Source organism: Arsenophonus endosymbiont of Apis mellifera (genome assembly GCF_903968575.1).
Taxonomy (GTDB): domain Bacteria; phylum Pseudomonadota; class Gammaproteobacteria; order Enterobacterales; family Enterobacteriaceae; genus Arsenophonus; species Arsenophonus apicola.
Window position 1 is genome coordinate 144,214 of sequence record NZ_CAJCFU010000078.1, and the last position, 22,108, is coordinate 166,321.

Annotated in this window: 14 protein-coding genes and 1 tRNA gene; 5 read left to right on the forward strand and 10 right to left on the reverse strand. The window is 36.3% G+C overall.

Features of this window, described 5'->3' with window-relative positions; genetic code table 11:
• Window positions 1-174: 174 nt before the first annotated feature.
• Window positions 175-435, reverse strand: coding sequence for a hypothetical protein (locus H1X92_RS13260; RefSeq protein ID WP_180560586.1), 261 nt, complete (start codon window positions 433-435; stop codon window positions 175-177).
• 1,077 nt (window positions 436-1,512) lie between these two features.
• Here H1X92_RS13260 and H1X92_RS13265 point away from each other — a divergent pair.
• Window positions 1,513-2,451, forward strand: coding sequence for a hypothetical protein (locus H1X92_RS13265; protein ID WP_180560587.1), 939 nt, complete (start codon window positions 1,513-1,515; stop codon window positions 2,449-2,451).
• 637 nt (window positions 2,452-3,088) lie between these two features.
• Here H1X92_RS13265 and H1X92_RS13270 read toward each other — a convergent pair.
• Entirely contained in the window at window positions 3,089-5,182 is a 2,094-nt protein-coding gene (locus H1X92_RS13270; protein ID WP_180560588.1) for a hypothetical protein, read from the reverse strand.
• 1,038 nt (window positions 5,183-6,220) lie between these two features.
• Here H1X92_RS13270 and H1X92_RS13275 point away from each other — a divergent pair.
• From H1X92_RS13275 to H1X92_RS13280, 3 genes are all read left to right on the forward strand, one after another.
• Window positions 6,221-7,693 (forward strand): NAD-dependent succinate-semialdehyde dehydrogenase, encoded by a 1,473-nt coding sequence (locus H1X92_RS13275; RefSeq protein WP_180560589.1) that lies wholly within the window; start codon window positions 6,221-6,223, stop codon window positions 7,691-7,693.
• A gap of 351 nt (window positions 7,694-8,044) precedes the next feature.
• Entirely contained in the window at window positions 8,045-8,197 is a 153-nt protein-coding gene (locus tag H1X92_RS15945) for a DUF5993 family protein (protein WP_225507038.1), read from the forward strand.
• Between the two features lie 10 nt (window positions 8,198-8,207).
• Window positions 8,208-8,753 carry a disulfide bond formation protein B gene (locus H1X92_RS13280; protein ID WP_180560590.1) on the forward strand — a complete coding sequence of 182 codons (546 nt, stop codon included), beginning with the start codon at window positions 8,208-8,210 and terminating at the stop codon, window positions 8,751-8,753.
• Window positions 8,754-8,933: 180 nt separating this feature from the next.
• Here H1X92_RS13280 and ansB read toward each other — a convergent pair whose 3' ends face one another.
• Window positions 8,934-9,974 (reverse strand): L-asparaginase 2, encoded by a 1,041-nt coding sequence (ansB, locus tag H1X92_RS13285; RefSeq protein WP_180560674.1) that lies wholly within the window; start codon window positions 9,972-9,974, stop codon window positions 8,934-8,936.
• Between the two features lie 583 nt (window positions 9,975-10,557).
• Between ansB and H1X92_RS13290 the strand changes: the two genes are divergently transcribed.
• Complete coding sequence (locus H1X92_RS13290; protein WP_180560591.1) at window positions 10,558-13,122, forward strand: hypothetical protein; 2,565 nt, start codon at window positions 10,558-10,560, stop codon at window positions 13,120-13,122.
• A gap of 706 nt (window positions 13,123-13,828) precedes the next feature.
• Here H1X92_RS13290 and H1X92_RS16285 read toward each other — a convergent pair.
• The 7 genes from H1X92_RS16285 to H1X92_RS13330 form a co-directional block, all read right to left on the reverse strand.
• Window positions 13,829-14,638 carry a calcium-binding protein gene (locus H1X92_RS16285; protein WP_370520701.1) on the reverse strand — a complete coding sequence of 270 codons (810 nt, stop codon included), beginning with the start codon at window positions 14,636-14,638 and terminating at the stop codon, window positions 13,829-13,831.
• Window positions 14,635-15,564 (reverse strand): calcium-binding protein, encoded by a 930-nt coding sequence (locus tag H1X92_RS13305; protein ID WP_180560594.1) that lies wholly within the window; start codon window positions 15,562-15,564, stop codon window positions 14,635-14,637. Before H1X92_RS13305 ends, H1X92_RS16285 begins: the two co-directional genes overlap by 4 nt.
• Before the next feature lie 356 nt (window positions 15,565-15,920).
• Window positions 15,921-17,000, reverse strand: a complete 1,080-nt coding sequence (gene fbaA / locus H1X92_RS13310) for a class II fructose-bisphosphate aldolase (protein ID WP_180560595.1) — start codon at window positions 16,998-17,000, stop codon at window positions 15,921-15,923.
• A 61-nt stretch (window positions 17,001-17,061) separates the two neighbouring features.
• A complete protein-coding gene (gene pgk / locus H1X92_RS13315; protein ID WP_180560596.1) occupies window positions 17,062-18,225 on the reverse strand; it encodes a phosphoglycerate kinase in 1,164 nt (387 codons plus the stop codon).
• A 75-nt stretch (window positions 18,226-18,300) separates the two neighbouring features.
• On the reverse strand, window positions 18,301-19,332 hold the full coding sequence (epd, locus tag H1X92_RS13320) for an erythrose-4-phosphate dehydrogenase (protein ID WP_180560597.1): 1,032 nt from the start codon (window positions 19,330-19,332) through the stop codon (window positions 18,301-18,303).
• A gap of 270 nt (window positions 19,333-19,602) precedes the next feature.
• The gene (gene tkt, locus H1X92_RS13325; protein WP_180560598.1) at window positions 19,603-21,597 is read right to left on the reverse strand and encodes a transketolase; all 1,995 of its coding nucleotides are present in this window, start codon (window positions 21,595-21,597) and stop codon (window positions 19,603-19,605) included.
• Between the two features lie 328 nt (window positions 21,598-21,925).
• A tRNA-Asp gene (locus H1X92_RS13330) sits at window positions 21,926-22,002 on the reverse strand.
• Window positions 22,003-22,108 lie beyond the last annotated feature (106 nt).

A 22,108-nucleotide genomic window follows, 5' to 3' on the forward strand; every position in this document is an offset into this window, starting at 1 on the left:
AGAATAAAATTAGCAAAAATAACTATTGAAAATCCGCCTATAAATATAGAATATAAAAAACTCAAACTATTATTTGATATAACGAAATAAATAAAGTCTGAGTTATCATTTTAATTATCCCTGTTGCCAGCACATTTAACTAAGTACACAGTCAGTAAATTATCTTTGTTTTTACTAATGTGCCTCTTTTGCCAGTAATTGATTTAATAAATCAAATGAAGAATGACTTAATGAATGAACTTCTATTATTAACTCAATAAAACTTTGTTGAGTCATTTCTTGGTAACTAAATGATCTTACTAAATATTTTAGCTCTATAAGTGCTTGAGGATATATTCTTACATCATGATAGATATATTCTGAATATAATTCTAAAAAATTCTTTTCATTGATTTTTTTAATATCAATTTCTTTGCTTAAATTCTGATTTAACAAATAATCAATCAGCTATAGATAAATTTCTTCTTTTTTAAAATGTAAAGGTGAATTTTATATAGGATAATTTATTATCAGTATAATTTTCCATAATAATTAAATAATGTTCTTCTACTTTTTTAAATTTTTCATCTATTAATGAAAAAAATCATTAACTTCAAATAATAATGTTTCTTTGTCAATTATTGAATTATTTATATTATAAATTTTTTGTTTAAAAAAACTAATTTTATCAAAGACTTCTTCTAATGTATTAGATTCTATAATGGAATCAGTAAGATAAACATTATTACAATTTTCAGATAACAGCAATATGCCACAATAAATCTCAATATCCTTTTTTTAAAATTCAAGTTGGTTACTTATTTTAGATAAAGCTGAATATAAATCCTTATTATTTTTTATATTAGAGTTAATTTCATTTATTTTTCTTACACAAAATTAGAGTATTGACATAATTTTTCTACATCAGCCACATTAAACAGCTGTCCCTATTCATCAACAATTAATAATTTAGTATTTCAAGTTTTTTCTAATATATTGAAAATCTTGTGCTATAAAATTCTATTCTTTAGCTAGTTCACTATGAGAGATATAACCACAGCTTCCCTCATCCTAAATCTGGGTTGTATAGTTCAGCAACTCTTTATCAATTTTAAAATGTAATATATCGGTATGTTAATAATGACAAATAGATTATTGCGTAAAAAATAAAAAAAACAAAAATTCTTCAGGCTAACCAGTTTCAAAATACTCTACAAAACAACCTACTTAGGTTATCGAGACTGAAATTAATCAGTAAGCAAAAAAGCACAATAAATTGACCACGACAATATAAAAATCATTTTCATTAATATTAATAAAGTGTTAAATCTTGACATCCACGGATCAGTGCTCAAAGATGAATATAGGCAACATTTAATTTAGCCACTAGTAAAAAATTTTTGCAACTTAGGAAAAGCATCTATCAGTCGAAAATAACCTGGCCATGGATGTGATAGATACTGATAGGGAGAGTATACAATTTGGCAATATTGAGCTGAACACTTTGTTCTATCAAAGAGAAGAAAAAAGAATATGGGAATTAGAACATGTATGTACAATATTATTCTATTTGTCGCTCTGTTCTATTATGAAGCGAGCACAAAAAGCTATTGTATAGAAAATACAAATGAAGTTCCTTTGCATAAAAATAAATTAATTAAAAAAGATAATGACTCAGATAAATACCTGCTTCCAGATAGAAGAATCGTTGCTTATTATGGTAATTTTGACTCAAGAAAAATGGGAGTATTAGGCGAGTATTCCCCCTTACAGATGTGGAATAAATTAAAAACTGAAGCTGCACAGTGGAATGCAGCAGATCCGACAACCCCAGCGATAATGGCTTTGCACTATATAACCATCGTTGCAAGTAATAATCCAGGTAATGATGGCCAATACATTAACAGGATGAACAAATACCAAATAGATAATGCAATTTCAATCGCCGGTATGGAAAAAGACACCATTTTATTTTTAGACATCCAACCCGGATTGAGTGATTTAAGATATGAGGTGACAAGACTTCGACCTTATTTAAAAATGCCAAATGTTCATTTAGGTATAGATCCTGAGTTTATGATGCACAATGGCAATATACCTGGGAAGGCAATAGGTTCTATATCTTCTGTAGATATTAATTATATTATTGATTATTTATCAAATTTGGTTGAAGAGTTTAATCTACCACCTAAAGTTTTAGTTATTCACCGATTCACAAAGAGAATGGTGATTGATTTTGATAACGTGAAAAAATCGAAAAATGTGCAAGTTGTGTTAAATATGGATGGTTTTGGCGCACCGATTGTAAAAAAAACCAAGTATAGCCAAGTGATATCTTCAGAACCAAATGCTATTTATACCGGGATAAAAATATTTTATAAAAATGATTTAATCTCTCCTCCTCATAGATTGCTTTCTAAGCAAGAAATTCTTAATTTAGAGCCAAAACCTTTATATATACAATATCAATAATAGCCATTCGCCCCTTTAGCATAAATAGAAAATATTAGCTGACCTCCAACATCTAGCATATTTACAAGATGTTATTTTTGTGAAAAATAATTGAGTTTATATGTCATCTGTGCCAAATATTTTGATAATATTTATTAGACAATTATATGACACCTTTTGTTAAACCTGCATGGTCATATAAAACAAAATATTTATCATAAACTCTATTTTAAAAACTTATTAGCAATAAGTACTTTGAAACTAATTTGGATTATTTAATAAGTTATCCCTGGTATTTAATAAAGTAAATAATTTACCGTTACTCGACGAAAAATTGTCCATCTTTCGTGCTGCTATTTTTTGCCATTTATTTTAGTGACCAAATATCACAATCTAGCATGTCACAGCGCGATAAAAAAAGTTTCTAACATCATTTTACTCTATTTTTTATTACAATTTCATCCAATAGGATTTGTTTTAAATAAATGCAATCTATAACCCTAACGATAAACTCGTTCTTATAATAGACGCTAGTTAAAATTTGCAAAAAAAACTTTTTATTTAAATTAACTTAATATCTGTAGCATAGTGATAAATTAACATTAGCTCTATTGTTTAACATGTTATTATTAAAGTAGATATAACTAACAGTGTCTCACTATACGGGGTTGTTGGTATTTTGTTCAGCTGTTGCTTCCGTTGCTAATGCATTTATTATATGCTCATAAGCATCATCCCTTAAAAATTTAGCTTCATTTTTCATTTGTTTAATAAAATAATGGTTATAATGTTGGGTATAAATAGTTTTTGCTTGTTTATCAATCTGGATTAGTTGTTGCAGGTCATGCCAAGTAAATAATTTATCAGAAATACCATCTTGCTGTTGTAAAGCTGCTTTGATTATTTTGTTTTCTGTTGTTAGCTTTAAAAAATCGTGCACACAAGATTTTAATATTTTTTCTTGGCTAGTTGTTGATAGCAATATTTTATGCTGTTTTTGTATCTGCCCTAAGCTAGACATTAAATCATAGTATCCTTGTTGATTTATTAATTTATTTTCAATACAGTCAATCCTGTATTCACCAATGGTAAGCATATCTTTTATTATTTTTAAATCATCTAATAATAAACTAGTCGGTTGGCGGATAAAATGTTTATTTGGTTGTTCTATAAATCGTTTTTGACTCTTATTTACTCTATCAAATAATTGATTTACTTCATAACTAACCTCTTTATGTAATGTTTGTGCAGTTAGTAAAATATTATTCTGATAGGCTTTATTGAGGATCTTTTGAATTATCGAGAGTAATTTTGCTTCTGCTAAGATTTTTTGTTGTTGTAGCATAGTATTAGTGGCTGTTTTAACAACAGTATTATGTGTATCAGTCGTTGATAGAGGTGCTTGCTTAGTGACTGGAGCGGTTTCTTTAGCTTTATTTTTCGTTAGCTTATCAAAATTTAATCGTTTATTAGATAAATTTTCAGCTTCTTTAACCCCTAAAAATTTTACTTCTTGCACTTTACTTCTTATGCGAATAAAGGCTCCATAAATAGTCGCTGGAGCGCCAATTGCAGCAGGTACAAAACCTACCGCCGCACCAACTCCAGTAATGGCACTTAAAGAACTTAATGCCATCGCTGACTGCCCAATCGCTGTTACAGCCCCATACTCCAATCTTTGCTTCGAATTATAATGTATTTTGCGATCTGCTATTTCTTTTAATTGGGCAATATTTTCTTTAACAAAATCTTGGTGTTGGTTGTTTTTTAATAAAGTACGATTTTCTTGTAGTAGCTTATCTCGCTTAGATCCAGCAATGGTTTGAGCAATTCCATAGGATGTCATCATTATTTGGGCTGGCAAAAGTAGAATATTGCTTACCAACCCTGCCGCATCACTAGCTACTTCTGCTGCCTGGATCCCTTGCGATAACAATAGATCTGCAATTGATTTTGCAGACAAACCAACCATTCCTGCCGTCATCAAACTCATCGCTGCGGCTTGCAATGGAGAAGAATTGCGTTCAATTTTTACAGCAGGGAATTCTTGTTTAATACGTTGATATTCCTTAGCCATATAAGGAATCTTTGCTGAACCATGACCTTGTTCTTGCAAGTCTTGCCAGACAGCACACAGTTGCTGGAAATGTTCGCTATTTTCTTGTTTATTTTCACCTTGTAACCAATCAATCCAAGCATCGAAGTATTGTTCAATATCTTTTTTAATAAGCTTCTTGTCGACATCATTTGCAGCATTATTTTGTTGTAATGCTTTTAATATTTCCTGTTTTTTTTGCTTCATTTCTTTTATAAACGAAGGATAAATAACCTGAAAATTTTCTGTTGCTTCATCAATAGCACCTTTAGCACCAATTCCAACAAAAGGAATTGCGGGTAGTAATATACTTAACGATAATAATGCCTGTTGAAATTGTGGTAAAATTTGTCCTGTCGCCCCAGTAAATTCATCAATACCATCAATTGAACGCAAATAATGATATGCTGAACTTGTTATTTTTTTACAAGAAGTTTTTGCACTATTTAATATATTTTTTTGTTTATCTAGTGCGTTTGGCTGTATAAGAATAGAAGGTGTAGATTCGTTATCTATATTCTGATTAGAATTACTAACATTATTTATCATAGAAGAAAAAGTTGATTGATCTATATTATATTTAGCTTCTGAAGTCTTTTCTAAAGAATTAGTAGAGTTAATAGAATTTGCAAAAAAGATAGTAGAGGGAGAAAACATATTAATATCCCACAATGTAAATGATACTGATAACCAATATCATTTATCATATCAATTTTTTTTGCCAGAGTGGTAGATTTTTATTAGTAACTTTTGGCTTTATCACATTAATCGTAAAAAATTTAATTTGGCTAGAATAGAACGTTTTTTTAGGCAACTAAAGCATAAAAGAATTTTTTAGCCATATAAAATAGCAAAAAAACGCCTTAATAGATCAAATAATAATTTGTTATACTTTTATTGTACCTTCAATTATATGGCTATAGAAGAATAATAATTATTCTAATTGAATTATTATTTACTTAATTAACAACAAAACCTGAATAATATTAAGGGAAGTTTTATGAATAACCACAATAATAGTGCTGAATAGGGTAGTAATAACAACGATAATTTTCTTTCTGCGAAAATATTATTTAATCAACAAAAATAATATTAAGATTTCGTAGCGTTTATTTTTATTCCTCTTAATAAAGTTTGGTTATCATATTGTTTTAATAGATAATGATAAATTTATTATGTTGCATTTACAGCAGCAGAGCAGCAAAGGTTACGCTGCTGTTTTTTAGCCAGCTAACAGATAAGATTGGGCTACTAGTGACAACTCCACTTTTTTGAATATCCAATTATGATCGCTAGCAGCGATAGCAACATATTATTTTAACATTCCAATGTAGTGAACAAAATTTTATTGATCCCTTCACTATAATATAATTGCTGATATCTATGATGAATGAGGTATCCCATATAACAATATGATACTAACACGACAAAATAATCGCCTGATACAAAATTATTAACCCGTGATCATCATTTAGTGCAATAAAATTGGTGTTATTTGTGCTTAGCTGATTATTGTATTTTTCTAAATTAGAATAAAAATCTAACCTAGTAATGATGATAACTATTATTAACGCAGTTTTAAATCAGTTAGCAATTGTTGCATGTGTTATTCTGCAGTTCTTAGCCACAATTGAAAATAAAATTAAAGATAAAATATCAAATGGTATTCCACCCCTAAATTCTGGAGAAAAATCAATGGAAAATAATCTCATTAATTCTCCCCTTTTCCGTCAACAAGCCTATATTAACGGTCAATGGGTCGATGCTGACAAGCATTCAACATTTAATGTTATTAATCCCGCTAATGGTAATGTAATTGCTAAAGTTAGTGATTTAGGCAAAAACGAAACACAAAAAGCAATCGCTGCCGCTGATAAGGCATTACCCGCCTGGCGAACAATGAGCGCAAAACAACGCAGTCAAATTTTAAATAAATGGTTTTATCTGATTATGGAGAATCAGTCAGCCTTAGCAGAAATATTGAGTTTGGAACAAGGTAAATGCCATAACGAAGCAATGGGTGAAATAACTTATGGCGCTAGTTTTATCCAATGGTTTGCTGAAGAAGGAAAGCGAACCTATGGTGAAACAATCCCATCTCCTGTCGCTGATTGCCGAATAATGACCATCAAACAAGCTGTTGGAGTTGTAGCTGCTATTACGCCGTGGAATTTTCCCAATGCCATGATCACCAGAAAAGTTGCGCCTGCTCTGGCGGCTGGCTGTACTGTTATTTTAAAACCTGCCGCTGAAACACCGCTGTCAGCTTTAGCATTAGCAGTACTTGCTGAAAAAGCAGGTATTCCAGCCGGCGTTTTGAATATTGTACCCAGTACCGATGCAAAAACGATTGGTTCGGTGATGACAGAAAGCCCTATTGTCCGCAAATTAACCTTTACTGGCTCAACGCAAGTAGGCAAATTATTAATGGCGCAGTGCGCTAATACCGTCAAAAAGCTTTCATTAGAGCTAGGCGGTAATGCACCTTTTATCGTTTTTGATGATGCGGATTTAGAAGCCGCTGTTCAGGGTGTATTAGCGGCAAAATTTCGCAATAGTGGACAAACTTGCGTTTGCGCTAATCGTATTCTTGTTCAAACTAGTATTTATGATGAGATCGCAAAACGGTTAAGTGCTGCAGTTAAAACTCTGCGCATCGGGCCTGCAAGTCAAAAAGATGCCCAACTCGGACCCTTAATTAATCAGCAAGCTATCGACAAAGTGAAACAGCATATCAGCGATGCTATCGAACAAGGTGCACACATATTAACCGGTGGCAATGTCGCTTCACAAGGAAAATTATTTTTTGAGCCAACGGTATTGATTAATGTAAATAACCAAATGAAAGTCGCAAAAGAAGAGACATTTGGCCCATTAGCACCCTTATTTAAATTTACTGATGAATCAGAGGCAATTCAGTTAGCTAATGAAACCGAATTTGGCTTAGCAGCCTATTTTTATTCACGCGATATCAACCGCATTTATCGCGTTGCTGAAGCATTGGAAACGGGTATGATTGGTATCAATGAAGGACTTATCTCTCATGAAATGGCGCCTTTTGGTGGGATTAAACAATCAGGACTCGGGCGCGAAGGTTCCCATTATGGGATCGATGAATTTTTAGAAATAAAGTATTTCTGTTTTGGTAATATTAAAGCAACTATATAATTTAACTTTATGAAATATTAATAGTTGTTATTAAGAATGAAAACTTACGGGTAATGTTAAGCTGATAAAATTGGTTTTATTACCCTCTTTAATGGTAATGTTTCATTTTTTTCTTATATCAATAATCATATAACTTTATAATTATTCATTATATAAAATTTTTAATTTAATATAACAATAATCTTAAGTTAGATTATTTCTTACCAATAAATATTATTAATAATTTTTGACATCAATTAGTTAACATCTATAATTTATAATTAAAAATAACATCTGATATTTCATGTATCTTGATAATATTATCGTGCATATAAAATCTAATAGTTAATTTTATATTAATAGGATCTTATAATGTTTTTACCTTTTATCATCGCTTTTCTAATCACTATTTCACTTGTTTTCAAACAGAGAAAACTAAGTTACATACTTTTATTAATGCTGTTTGTTATAACTATTTTATTATTTAAATATCATGCAACTGACAATATTAATCTGTCTTTTTAGTTAGAGAATTATGATGAAAACACTAACTTCAACAAAGATCATTTCTAATCTAAATATTCTAGGGTTATTAGGAATATGTGCAATATTAATTGTTGCGTTCTGTTATCAAATTATATTACATGAAATACCATGTCCACTATGCTTATTACAACGAGTAGGCATTATAATGATAGGCATCGGTTTTCTATTTAATCTTATCCTTGGCATTAATCAACGCCATTACAGTATAATTATTTTTAGTTCTATCGCCACATGTATGACGGCAACCCGACAATTGTTAATTCATATTCTGCCAGGTGATCCAGGATATTATTCTACCGTCTTTGGTCTGCATCTTTATACTTGGTCCTTACTTTTCTCTTTAGCGATTATTCTGTTTATTTCAGTATTAATGTTATTCAATGCCGCAGAAATACAAGTCGCAAAATCCCCTGCGAGAGAAATAGCGATTTATCTATTTATGTTTTTAATACTGGCTAACCTTATATCCACCATATTGGAGTGTGGACTGACAGAGTGCGTTGACAATCCAACATTTTATAACTTATTAAATTAAAAATTTATTTTACTATAGATTGTAAATTCGTAATTTTTTAACTTAGCCTATAAATTATAGTCAAAGTTTAAAAGAATAAGTTTTTGACAAAAACAAGAGATTTTTTGCAATAACATTTTTAGCAATAAACAACTACTACAATGGCAGCGACTATAATGGGGCTATGCGCCCCTGTCATTATTAATACTGTGAAAAATATTGCTGGATTTTCTTTGGATCTTTCGTTTGGGTCAGTGCCAACATAAGTAGCACTCGGGATTTATAGGGGCTTAGCGTCCCAGACGCAATAAAACCGTGTTTGTCATCATCAATTTCGCCGTTACGTGTGGTTGGCCCGGAAGAAACACGTGAGGAACGCACCACCACCAGTCCTTTTTTGACCGCATTGGATAACGTATTTAATATAGCATGGGAGATATTGCCATTACCTACACCCGCGCTCACAATACCCTGATAGCCGTTATCAATAAAAGCCTTGGCAGGAATATCAGACGCATTAGCGTAATTATAGACGATACCCACCTCCGGTAGTTGAGTCAGCTTGCTGACGTCGAACTGCGTCTGTCCAGTGTGTTTTTGCACAGGCGTCCGGGTATAGGTGACTTTGCTGTCGGAGACAGCTCCCAAAGCGCCATAATTAATCGACTGGAACGCCCCTAAATTCTCGGTGTTTAATTTGGTCACATCCCGTGCATCAAGGATCTTGCCATTCATCACCAACATCACACCCCGCCCGGCACTGTCCGGTGACGCTGCCGTCACGATCGCGTCGTACAAATTTACCGGCGCGTCAGAGCTAAGTGCAGTAACCGGACGCATTGCACCCACCAGTACTACAGGTTTCTCACACTTCACTGTCAGGTTTAGAAAATAGGCGGTTTCCTCAATGGTATCGGTACCATGAGTAATAACAAAACCGTCAGTACCTGAACACTGCGCATTTATTTTTTGCGCCAGCTTGAGCCATACCGTGGTATCCATATCCTGCGAACGAACAGTAACCACCTGTTCACCTTTAACATTGGCGATCTGCTTTATTTGTGGCACCAGCGCCACGAGCTGATCGACTTTGATTGTCCCTGGTGTGTAACTGGCTTTGACCGGTGACTCACCGCTACCTGCGATAGTGCCGCCTGTTGCCAGGACAGTAATATTGGGTAGTGCAAGCGCGGCACAAGAGAAGGAAACGCCGAAGGCTAGTACCAGAAAGCTCATTTTCATTTTCGTTTTCACTTTACTATTCCTTAAACAATGAAATTGCCGCTCCATCATACAAGGGTAGAAACACAAGCAATGCTGTTTACGATCAAACAAAGAAGAGAAAGTGGCAAAAATACTGAGTAGCAGGTATTGACAGGGAGTTTTACTTAGTTATTTCTTGGAGTTAGTAGATCTTCCTCATGCTCGTGGTGTGATTCAAGACTATTTTATAATTGTTGCTATAGGATCTTCCCTATCTTCGTAGGGTGTTTTCTTGTCAGGACTTCATCTGGATACATATAATCAGTCAGTTAATAATTCAGCTTATCCTAAATAAAAAAATCTTGCTTGGTTGAAAACTATAGATTATGCAAAAACACCCTGGATAAACGTATCGCTGGCACCGTTAATGGAACTTGCATGTGCTCCAACTCAACCAATCTGAGTGATAACGACTTAGGCACTAGTGCCAATGGCGATGGCATTTGGGGATCCTGCATTAATAAAGTAAGTAACTATCTAATCAGACTTGAATTATTACAATAATTATTTTTCTTCTATGCTTGATGCTTTATTTATATTCTGTTGTTATGGAGTTCAAAACGTGTTTCCAATAAATCATTTATCAACAGTTGCCCCTGCCGCTTTTCACAACGAAAATGATCCACCCAAGATGTTACTACAGCGATTAATATCATCTTCTGCTCATATTCAGGGAGAAAGTCGCTTACTACCTAATGGATTAACTGCGCGCGATAATTTGCCGTTGCTATTTCAGATTGTCCTTGATCCGGTAAATCAACAGCCAGAAATAAATGGTTTTCTACCTTCAGATGACATTGATTCCTTATACCCTATGATTGGCAAACTAGGAGAAACAACCATTCTTGCCGGAAATTATGATGAAATAGTGCGATTTGTCTCTCACAATAAAGCCTATGCAATTTTTGCTATTGCCGCATTTGGCTTACCTGCCGTCTCATTCAAACAAAATTTTGAAGATCCAGACACTAGCGCGATAGCGTTGCTATTTTCTAAAACAGGCAGTTTAGAAAGAGCAACAAACTTTGATGAAACACATATTTTAGGCCCGGTTGATCCAGAGTGGGTGGTTCTATTGCATACCCCCTATAGTGATCTTAATACACTACAACCAGAGGTAGTTGAAAAACTTTCACAAACTTACGAGCAAGTTGTGAATCAATATATCAACTCTTGTAACCATAGTACCTTTGATATCTGGTTCAGCATCTATCCTCAAGATGAAGCTTTACCCTCTCATCCTATAGCTAATGAACTTACCCAACAGCAAATGAATAATGCCAATTTAGAAAGGAAAATAGAGTACAATAATATTCCTCATCATTTACTCACTCAAAGTACTAGTCAAACTGACACTTTGGAAGAAAAAGAAACAGTAAAATTAGTCACCCCTAAAATGTCAACAGAGAGGGTATTATTAAACCCAGGAGAGTTTACAAAGGCCATAGGACTAAAAGGACTTAGTGAAAAATATAGCGTCGATTTGACTACACTAAAAGATTATCCCCAAACAAATAGCACTCCTTCGCTAAAGGGAAAATTTTTTTTAGCTGGCAAATCCAATAAATTAACCCCTGAGATATTAAAAGCGATAATGTCATTAGGCCCAGAGGAGTTTACAAAGGCCGGTGGACTAAGCGGGATCAGTGAAAAATATAAAGTAAATTATACCACCTTAAAAAATTACTTCTATGCAAATGGTACCCTCACGGTTAGAGGAAAGCTTTTTTTAGTCGACAAACCCGATAAATTAACCCCTGAGCTATTAAAAGCGATAGTGTCATTAGGTAAAGACGGGATCGCAAATGCCGGTGGACTTAGAGGGGTCAGTGAAAAATATAAGATAAATTATTCCACCTTAAATAATCATCTCAATACGGATGGGACTCTCACGATTAGAGGGAAAGTTTTATTAGGCAGCAAATCCAATAAATTAACTCCTGAGATATTAAAAGCGATAGTGTCATTAGGTAAAGACGGGATCGCAAATGCCGGTGGACTAAAAAGGCTCAGTGAACAATATAATGTGAATTTTTGTACGTTAAATAGTTACTTTAATGCAAATGGCACCCTCACTGTCAGCGGGAAAAGCTTTCTAGGTGGCAACCCCAATAAAATAACCCCTGAAATATTAACAGAAATTATGTCATTAGGTGAAGACGGGATCGCAAATGCCGGTGGACTCAAAGGAATCAGTGAACAATATAATGTGAAATTGGGGACGTTATATAATTACATGTATACGAATGGCACACTAACGGTTGTAGGGGAAGCTGTACTACGCGGCAAATCCAATGAAATAACCCCTGTGATGTTAAAAGCAATTATGTCATTAGGTGCCGAAGGGATCGCAAAATCCGGTGGATTGAGGGGGCTTAGTAAACAATATAATGTGAGATTGGGTACGTTAAACAATTACCTTAATAAAAATGGCACGCTCACAGTTGGGGGTAAAAGCTTTTTAGGTGACAAACCCAATAAATTAACCCCTGAGCTATTAAAAGCAATAGTGTCATTAGGTGAAGAAGGGATCGCAAAATCCGGTGGATTCAAAGGGCTCAGTGAACAATATAGTGTAAGTTTGGAAACGTTAAAGAGTTACCTTAATAAAAATGGCTCGCTCACAGTTAGAGGAAAAAGTTTTTTAGGTGACAAACCCAATAAAATAACCCCTGTGATGCTAACAGAAATTATGTCATTAGGTGAAGACGGGATCGCAAAAGCCGGTGGACTCAAAGGAGTCAGTGAACAATATAATGTGAGATTGGGTACGTTAAAGAGTTACCTTAATAAAAAAGGCATACTAACGGTTAGAGGTAAATCTATCTTAGGCGGCAAACCCAATAAAATAACCCCTGGAATTCTAACAGAAATTATGTCATTAGGTGAAGACGGGATCGCAAAAGCCGGTGGACTCAAAGGAATCAGTGAACAATATAATGTGAGATTGGGTATGTTAAAGAGTTACCTTAATAAAAAAGGCACACTAACGGTTAAAGGGGAAGGTATCTTAGGTGGCAAACCCAATAAAGTAAGCCCTGTGATGCTAACAGAGATTATGTCATCAGGTGAAGACAGGATCGCAAGAGCCGGTGAATCAAAGGGATCAGTGAACAATATAATGTGAGATTGGATACGTTAAAGAATTACCCTAATAAAAATGGCACGCTCAAATTTAGGGGAAAACGTTTTTTAGGTGACAAACCCAATAAAATAACCTCTGAGTTGTTAACAGAGATAGTGTCATTAGGTGCAAAAGAGATCGCAAAGTCCGGTGGACTGAGAGGGCTCAGTAAACAATATAGAGTGAATTTGAAGACGTTAAAAAATTATATATTTGAAAATGGCATCCTCACGTTTAAGGGAGAAAGTTTTTTAGCTGACTAGCCAGCAAATCCGTAAAAATTACGCTGTTGTTGCTAGCGAGCTAACAAATAAAGTTGGCTTGCCAGTAACAAGATGTTCTTTTTCGGATGTGAGGCTATTCTTCGCTTAATATGTGTATCAATTCGATAGCTGCAAACAAGGTTTGACACCCGCGGAAGGATTTGAAAACTAACATCGCGGGTATTCGTCGTTTGATATGTCGATGTTCTATTTTAACCGAATGGAGAATTATTTACGCTGTCTAACAGTATGTTTCTTCTTCGGATTTTTCTGCGTTCAGAGTACTAATTGCTGCAACATTGGTACCCTTTTACCGATATTAAAAAAGGAACAGCTTCAATATTCGGCAAGGCAAGATTTATCATTAGTTATCCAAAATTTTATTTGTTCGCCACTAAAAAACTTTTGCTAATCCGCTTGCTTTAATACAACAGAAGCCCATTTATTTAAAATATTAAAACATCTTCAATAGGATTGATTGAACCGATTATTTGAATTTGAAATTCTGCCTGCCCATCACCATCATGATCCAGCATTAATTTTGTTAAATTTTGTGTTTTATCATAATTGATGAGCATTTCATTTTTTTTATCAGAAAAGCTATTTACACAGTTGATATGAAAAAAACTATTGCTAATTTTACTCAATAAAGAAATATCTATTTTATCAATACCAACTTCAAAATCCATTATTATATCTGGTGATGTGAATAATGAATCATTAATTGCTTCGTAGTTAAAAATATCTATTCCTGAACCACCATATAGTTTATCGCTACCTGTCCCGCCCTCTATTGTATCGTTGCCATTCCTTCCATTAATTGTATCGTTGCCATCGCCGCCAATTATTAAATCGTTGCCATCGCCGCCATCTATAATATCGTTGCCATCCCCGCCATCTAAAATATCGTTGCCTCTGCTGCCCATTATTATATCATTGCTTTTCCCGCCAGTTATTAAATCGTTGCCATCCCCGCCATCTATTGTATCATTGCCTTTTCCGCCATTTATTTTATCGTCTCCTGTCCCGCCATCTATTATATCGTTGCCTTCATTGCCAAATATTAGATCGTCGCCATCCCCACCCTCTATTTTATCGTTGCCATCCCCACCCTCTATTTTATCGTTGCCGTCCCCACCATCTATTGTATCGTCGTCTTCCCCACTGTTTATTATATCGTCGCCTGCCCCACCTCCTATTAGATCGTTACCTGTCCCGCCAACGATTGTATCGTTGCCATATCCGCCATCTATTATATCGTTGCCATCCCGCCATTTAGTTTATCGTTACCATCCTCGCCATCTATTGTATCGTCGTCTTGACCACCATTTATTATATCGTTGCCGACCCTGCCATATAGTTTATCGTTGCCTTCCCCGCCATCTATTATATCGTTGCCTCCATTGCCCAATATTAAATCGTCGCCATTGCCACCATAAATCGTATTGTTGCCTGCCCCGCCATTTATTATATCGTCGTCCTCACTACCAAATATGCTATCATTGCCTTCCCCGCCATCTATTATATCCTTGCCTGCACCGCCATCTATTATATCGTTGCCTCCATTGCCAAATATTAGATCGTCGCCATTGCCACCATCGATCGTATTGTTGCCTGCCCCGCCATTTATTATATTGTCGTCCTCACCACCAAATATGCTATCATTGCCTTCCCCGCCATCTATTATATCCTTGCCTGCACCGCCATCTATTGTATCGTCGTCTTCACCACCATTTATCGTATCGTTTCCTTCCCCGCCATCTATTGTATCCTTACCTGTTCCGCCATCTATTATATCGTCGTCTTGACCACCATTTATCGTATCGTTGCCTTCCCCTCCATCTATTATATCTTTACCTGTCCCACCATCTATTGTATCGTCGTCTTCACCACCATTTATGGTATCGTTGCCTTCCCCACCAACTATTGTATCTTTGCCATCCCCGCTATATATTATATCTTTGCCTCCATTACCAAATATTAAATCGTTACCTTCCATGCCATTTATTGTATTGTCGCCTTCACCACCATTTATGGTATCGTCGTCTGCCCCACCAGTTATTACATCGTTATCTTTTTTATCGAATATTGGTACCCGGCCCCATTCGCTACTACGAGTAAATTTTGTTAAATTTTTCTGTGACTCAAGATGATAATATTGACTATTGAGCATTGTGTTCATTTTTTGTACCTAACTTGATTATTAATTTTGATCCGCTATCTACTTCAAAATCCACCTATCTAATGAAAAATTTAATATAGTGTGCGGCAATCATATTGGCCAATTTTGCTCAATAATTATTTTACAAAAATTCAACAATAGTAGGCTGGCTTTTACTAAAGGATTAACCCGTGGATCCATTCGAGGATGGGTATTTTCAAGAAAAAAATATTTTGTGAGCCGTTCGCGGGTTTTGTATACATGGCATAAATTATTGCAAATAAGCAACAAATGAAAAAACGAGCTTACTTTATATAATAAAAAACCCTATGGTGTGAACCATAGGGTTGAGAACCAGGAAATAGAATAGCGATTAGTTACAGCACATTGATACAATTTAACTCTTTATATGCAAGTTCTAAACGCGCAATCATAGAAGTTTGACCCGCACGCAGCCAAACACGAGGGTCATAATATTTTTTATTAGGTTTATCTTGACCTTCTGGATTACCCAATTGGCTTTGTAGATAACCTTCATTTTTCTTATAATAATTCAAAATGCCTTCCCAAGTCGCCCATTGGGTGTCAGTATCAATATTCATTTTTACCACACCATAACTGACTGCTTCTTTAATCTCTTCAGCAGTAGAGCCTGAACCACCATGGAAAACAAAATTCAGATTATTTTCCGCTGGCAAATTAAATTTCTGCGCAACGTATTCTTGTGAATTCTTAAGGATCTTTGGTGTTAATTGAACATTACCTGGCTTATAAACACCATGTACATTACCGAAAGATGCCGCAATCGTAAATCGATGACTAATTTTACTCAATTGCTCATAGGCGTAGGCGACATCTTCGGGTTGGGTATAAAGTGATGTGCTATCTAAGCCCGTGTTATCGACACCATCTTCCTCACCGCCGGTACAACCTAACTCAATTTCTAACGTCATCCCCATTTTGCTCATCCGGTGCAAATATTGGGAGCAAATTTCAATATTTTCCGCCAATGACTCTTCAGACAAGTCGATCATATGAGATGAAAACAGTGGTTTACCGGTGGTTTTATAATATTCCTCACCGGCATCCAGTAAGCCATCAATCCAAGGCAGTAGTTTACGTGCACAATGATCGGTGTGTAATATCACAGGTACAGCATAATGTTTTGCCATCTGATGTACATGATGAGCTCCTGAAATTGCGCCTAAAATCGCAGCTTGCTGGCCTTCTGCTTTTAAACCTTTACCAGCGATAAACGAGGCACCACCGTTAGAGAATTGGACAATGACAGGAGAACCAACCTTAGCGGCAGTTTCCAAAACAGCATTAATCGAATCTGTACCTACACAATTGACGGCCGGCAACGCAAATTTATGCTCTTTGGCAATGGCAAAAACTTTTTGCACATCATCGCCGGTAATAACACCTGGTTTTACAAAATCAAAAATCTTAGACATGAGATAAAGTCCTATTATTGGACAGGTAAGCAATACTACCTGTCATTTTCTTCAGATATAATTACTGTTTTGCGCGTTCTTCTAACACGACAACGGCAGGTAATTTTTTACCTTCCACAAATTCAAGAAAAGCACCACCGCCAGTAGAAATATAAGAGATTTTATCTGCAATACCAAACAGATCAATGGCCGCTAATGTATCGCCACCACCGCCAATAGAGAAAGCTTCGCTCTCAGCAATGGCTTGTGCAATCACTGCGGTGCCATGACGAAAATTAGGGAACTCGAAAACCCCAACCGGGCCATTCCATAAAATCGTTTTTGCCTTTTTAAGGATATCAGCCAAACGTTTAGCAGTTTCATCACCTAAGTCCAAAATCTGCTCATCATCTTTAACATCATTAACCGATTTCATCACCGCTTGTGCCGTTTCAGAAAATTCGGTTGCCACACGAACATCGGTTGGCACAGGAATATCGCAAGTCGCTAATAATTTTTCTGCTTCTGGGATCAAATCATCTTCATATAAAGAACGGCCAACTTTATGACCTTCAGCAGCAATAAAAGTATTGGCAATACCCCCTCCGACAATAATCTGATCGGCAATTTTTGCTAAAGAATCCAAAACAGTTAATTTAGTAGAAACTTTTGAACCACCAACGATTGCAACCATTGGACGAGCTGGCTCTTTTAATGCTTTACCTAATGCCTCCAACTCAGCAGATAATAGTGGACCTGCACATGCGATAGGTGCAAATTTTGCCACTCCATGAGTTGAAGCTTGAGCTCGGTGAGCGGTACCAAATGCATCCATTACATAGATGTCACAAAGTGCGGCATATTGCTTAGATAGAGTTTCATCATCCTTTTTTTCCCCCCTATTGAAGCGAACATTCTCAAGAACCACCAGCTCGCCATTAGCAACTTCCACCCCATTTAAATAATCTTTTACCAAACGAACAGGGTAATCAAGCTTATCTGCTAAATAGTCTACAACGGGTTTCAATGAAAACTCCTCATTATACTCACCTTCAATAGGGCGACCTAAATGAGACGTTACCATTACCTTTGCGCCTTGTTTTAAAGCGCTTTCAATCGTCGGTAAAGAAGCACGGATGCGTGCATCAGAGGTAACTTTGCCATCTTTGACAGGAACGTTTAGGTCAGCCCGGATGAATATTTTTTTACCCGCTAGATCTAAATCAGTCATCTTAATTACAGACATGGTGAATCCTCTCGTTGATTCTCTAAATTATTAATCTTCTGCTGTGTATGGAGAACAGTATGCCCATACTGTCTGTCAACAGATAGATTTGTTGAAACCAGTAGCAGCCATTGCTAATGTCGTATCAAGCATACGATTGGCAAAACCCCACTCATTATCACACCAAACTAAAAGCTTAATCAGGTGTTCTCCACTAACACGTGTTTGCGTACCATCGACAATAGCACTGTGTGGATCATGATTAAAATCAGTTGATACTAACGGCAATTCAGTATAATCAACTATACCATGAAATGAATCCTTTGCTGCCTGTTGCAATAGTTGATTGACTTTCCTTACCGTTACTTTAGATCTTACCGTCACACTGAGATCAATTGCCGTTACATTGATAGTCGGCACGCGAACCGATATGGCTTCAAAATGATCTTTGAATTTAGGCAATATTCGAGTGATCCCAGCAGCTAATTTGGTATCAACAGGAATAATAGATTGGCTAGCCGCACGTGTTCGACGTAAGTCTGGATGATAAGCATCGATAACCGGCTGATCATTCATTGCAGCGTGAATTGTTGTCACTGTACCAGACTCAATATCCAAAGCATCATCTAATATTTTTATCACAGGAATAATACAATTTGTGGTACATGATGCGTTTGATACCAATTGATCACTATTTTTCAAACTGGTTTCATTAACACCATAGACAATAGTCGCATCTAGATCAGTACTGCCTGGATGGGAGAATAGAACCTTTTTTGCACCACTGGCTAAATGCGCATAACCATCGGCCTTTGAACCATAAATACCAGTACAATCAAGTACTATATCAATATCCAATGCCCGCCATGGCAGTTTTTCAATCTCAGATTGATGAAAGAGATGAATCTTGTCATTACCCACCACTAACGAATCGTTATCCAGGTGCACATCCCAGCCAAATCGACCATGACTAGAGTCATACTTCAATAAATGCGCTATCCCTTTTGCAGTAGCAATTTCATTAATCGCAACAACAGTTATTTGAGCGCGGTGATCTGATTCATAAAGCGCTCTTAAAACACTACGCCCTATTCGCCCAAATCCATTAATTGCCACTCTAACTACCATACTATTCCTTCAATTTAACAACTGATTTATTAACGGCTAAGAATACTGATAATTACAGCTTTTGTACTGAGGATTTTTGTTGTCAATCATAAAAAGTGTGCTTTTGATCAATAAATCTCTATCAACTTCAAAACTGAAACGTTTCAGCTAAACGTAAACAGGTTACGACATTAAAAAGATGTTCGCAATAGATCAAGATCATCGGCTTAAATAAAAAAAGCGTATCTAATCATATAAAATTGACCAGTACGCTCACACCGTTTCTGTCAATTACGACAATAAAGATTTTGCCTTTGCAATCACATTTTCCACGCTAAAACCAAATTCTTTAAATAAAATCTCAGCCGGCGCTGACTCGCCAAAAGTATGCATACCAACAACCGCACCGGTTGTCCCCACATATTTGTACCAATAATCAGCAATGCCCGCCTCAACAGCAAGTCGTGCTGTCACCGAACAGGGTAATACAGACTCACGATATGTGGCGTCCTGTTGATCAAAAGTATCCGTTGATGGCATAGAAACCACCCGTACTTTATAGCCTTCCGCGGTCAACTTTTCGTAAGCCTTAACAGCTAATCCAACATCAGAGCCGGTTGCTATCAAAATAAGGGCTGGTGTTCCTTCACAATCTTTCAGCACATAAGCCCCTTTAATAATGTTGGCTAACTGTTTAGCATCACGTGGCTGCTGCTCAAGATTTTGACGGGAAAAAATCAACGCACTTGGCCCCTCTTTACGCTCAATCGCATATTGCCAAGCAATGGCTGATTCCACCTGATCGCAGGGACGCCAAGTACTTATATTAGGCGTCATACGCAAACTAGCTAATTGCTCAACAGGCTGATGAGTGGGGCCATCTTCACCCAGGCCAATAGAATCATGAGTATAAACAAAAATACTACGAATTTTCATTAACGCAGCCATGCGTACTGCATTACGGGCATACTCAACAAACATCAAAAAAGTTGCGCCATAGGGTATAAAACCACCATGCAATGCGATGCCATTCATAATTGCCGACATACCAAATTCACGGACACCATAGTGAATATAATTACCGGCTAAATCGTCATTTATTGATTTAGAAGCCGACCACATAGTCAAATTACTAGGAGCTAAATCTGCAGAGCCGCCTAAAAGTTCAGGCAATACCTTACCGAAAACTTCCAATGTATTTTGTGAAGCTTTACGGCTGGCAATATTGGCGGGGTTACGTTGTAATTCGCTTACGAAATCATTCGCCAGAGCTTGCCAATTTGCCGGTAATTCAGCGTGGGTACGACGTATAAATTCATTGGCAAGTTGCGGAAAAGCCTGTTGATAGGCGGCAAATTTTTCACGCCAGGCGGTCTCTTTTTTCTGCCCTATTTCGCGAGCATCCCAGGCTTGATAGATATCTGCTGGTATTTCAAAAGCTGGATAAGGCCAATTTAGTGCCGTCCGGGTTTCAGCAATATCCGTTTCACCTAATGGCGAACCATGCGCTTCTTCAGATCCCGCCTTATGTGGCGAGCCATAACCAATTATTGTCTTGCAGATTAATAAAGAAGGTTTATCGGTAACCTTACGGGCTTGTTCTATTGCTGACTTTATTTGTTCTGGATCATGTCCATCAATACCCTTGATCACATGCCAGTGATAAGCAGCAAAACGTTCAGCAGTATTATCCGTAAACCAACCTTCTACCTCACCATCGATTGAAATGCCATTATCATCATAAAAGGCAATCAGTTTACCTAGTTTTAGTGTTCCGGCCAGTGAACAAGCTTCATGTGAAATACCTTCCATCATGCAACCATCACCCATAAATACATAGGTATAATGATCAACAATAGTATGCTCAGGACGATTAAATTGCGCAGCTAACGTTCGCTCGGCAATAGCAAACCCTACAGCGTTTGCAATCCCTTGTCCCAGTGGGCCAGTCGTGGTTTCAACACCTGGAGTATAACCATATTCAGGATGTCCCGGTGTTTTGGAGTGAAGTTGGCGAAAATTTTTTAATTCTTCGATCGGTAAATCATAACCGGTAAGATGTAGCAAACTATAAAGTAGCATAGAGCCATGGCCATTAGATAATACAAAACGGTCACGATCTACCCAGCTAGGATCAGCCGGATTATGATCCAAATAGTCACGCCAGAGTACTTCAGCAATATCCGCCATTCCCATTGGCGCTCCTGGATGCCCTGACTTTGCTTTCTGAACCGCATCCATACTGAGGAAACGAATAGCATTAGCAAGGATTTTACGAGTGATCATTGTTTACTCCATCTCGAATAAATAGCAAATTTCACACTGATTTTCTCAATGCTACTTTGTCATTTTAACAGTTAAAATTTAATCTAGGTACCTAGCCTAAATAACCAACGGTAACAAAACCTTAATTAATCACAAAGGAATCAAAATAAGTGAATGAAAAAATAATAACAACACAGTTTGTGCTACATCGAAAACCAAAACACTAACATCCTAATTTTTTCTAAGCAAAAAGGCTGTGAGATTGGATATGATTTTACTGGAAAAAAGGTGCCAATTTTCTAAAAAAGACAAAAAACCCCGAGACTTATTGCTCAGGGTTTCATAATATTGGCGGTGCGGACGGGACTCGAACCCGCGACCCCCGGCGTGACAGGCCGGTATTCTAACCAACTGAACTACCGCACCACGATATAATCGAGTTAAGAACGACCACGATATTACGAATCAGCTATCTATACGTCAATATCTTTTAGAAAAAAAATCACTGTTTGCACATTTTTTCAGCTAAAAA

Coding starts and splice junctions, on each gene's coding strand:
- H1X92_RS13265 (WP_180560587.1), top strand. CDS start 1,513: ATGGGAATTAGAACATGTATGTACAATATTATTCTATTTGTCGCTCTG.
- H1X92_RS13270 (WP_180560588.1), bottom strand. CDS start 5,182: ATGTTTTCTCCCTCTACTATCTTTTTTGCAAATTCTATTAACTCTACT.
- H1X92_RS13275 (WP_180560589.1), top strand. CDS start 6,221: ATGGAAAATAATCTCATTAATTCTCCCCTTTTCCGTCAACAAGCCTAT.
- H1X92_RS15945 (WP_225507038.1), top strand. CDS start 8,045: ATGTTTTTACCTTTTATCATCGCTTTTCTAATCACTATTTCACTTGTT.
- H1X92_RS13280 (WP_180560590.1), top strand. CDS start 8,208: ATGATGAAAACACTAACTTCAACAAAGATCATTTCTAATCTAAATATT.
- ansB (WP_180560674.1), bottom strand. CDS start 9,974: ATGAAAATGAGCTTTCTGGTACTAGCCTTCGGCGTTTCCTTCTCTTGT.
- H1X92_RS13305 (WP_180560594.1), bottom strand. CDS start 15,564: ATGAACACAATGCTCAATAGTCAATATTATCATCTTGAGTCACAGAAA.
- fbaA (WP_180560595.1), bottom strand. CDS start 17,000: ATGTCTAAGATTTTTGATTTTGTAAAACCAGGTGTTATTACCGGCGAT.
- pgk (WP_180560596.1), bottom strand. CDS start 18,225: ATGTCTGTAATTAAGATGACTGATTTAGATCTAGCGGGTAAAAAAATA.
- epd (WP_180560597.1), bottom strand. CDS start 19,332: ATGGTAGTTAGAGTGGCAATTAATGGATTTGGGCGAATAGGGCGTAGT.
- tkt (WP_180560598.1), bottom strand. CDS start 21,597: ATGATCACTCGTAAAATCCTTGCTAATGCTATTCGTTTCCTCAGTATG.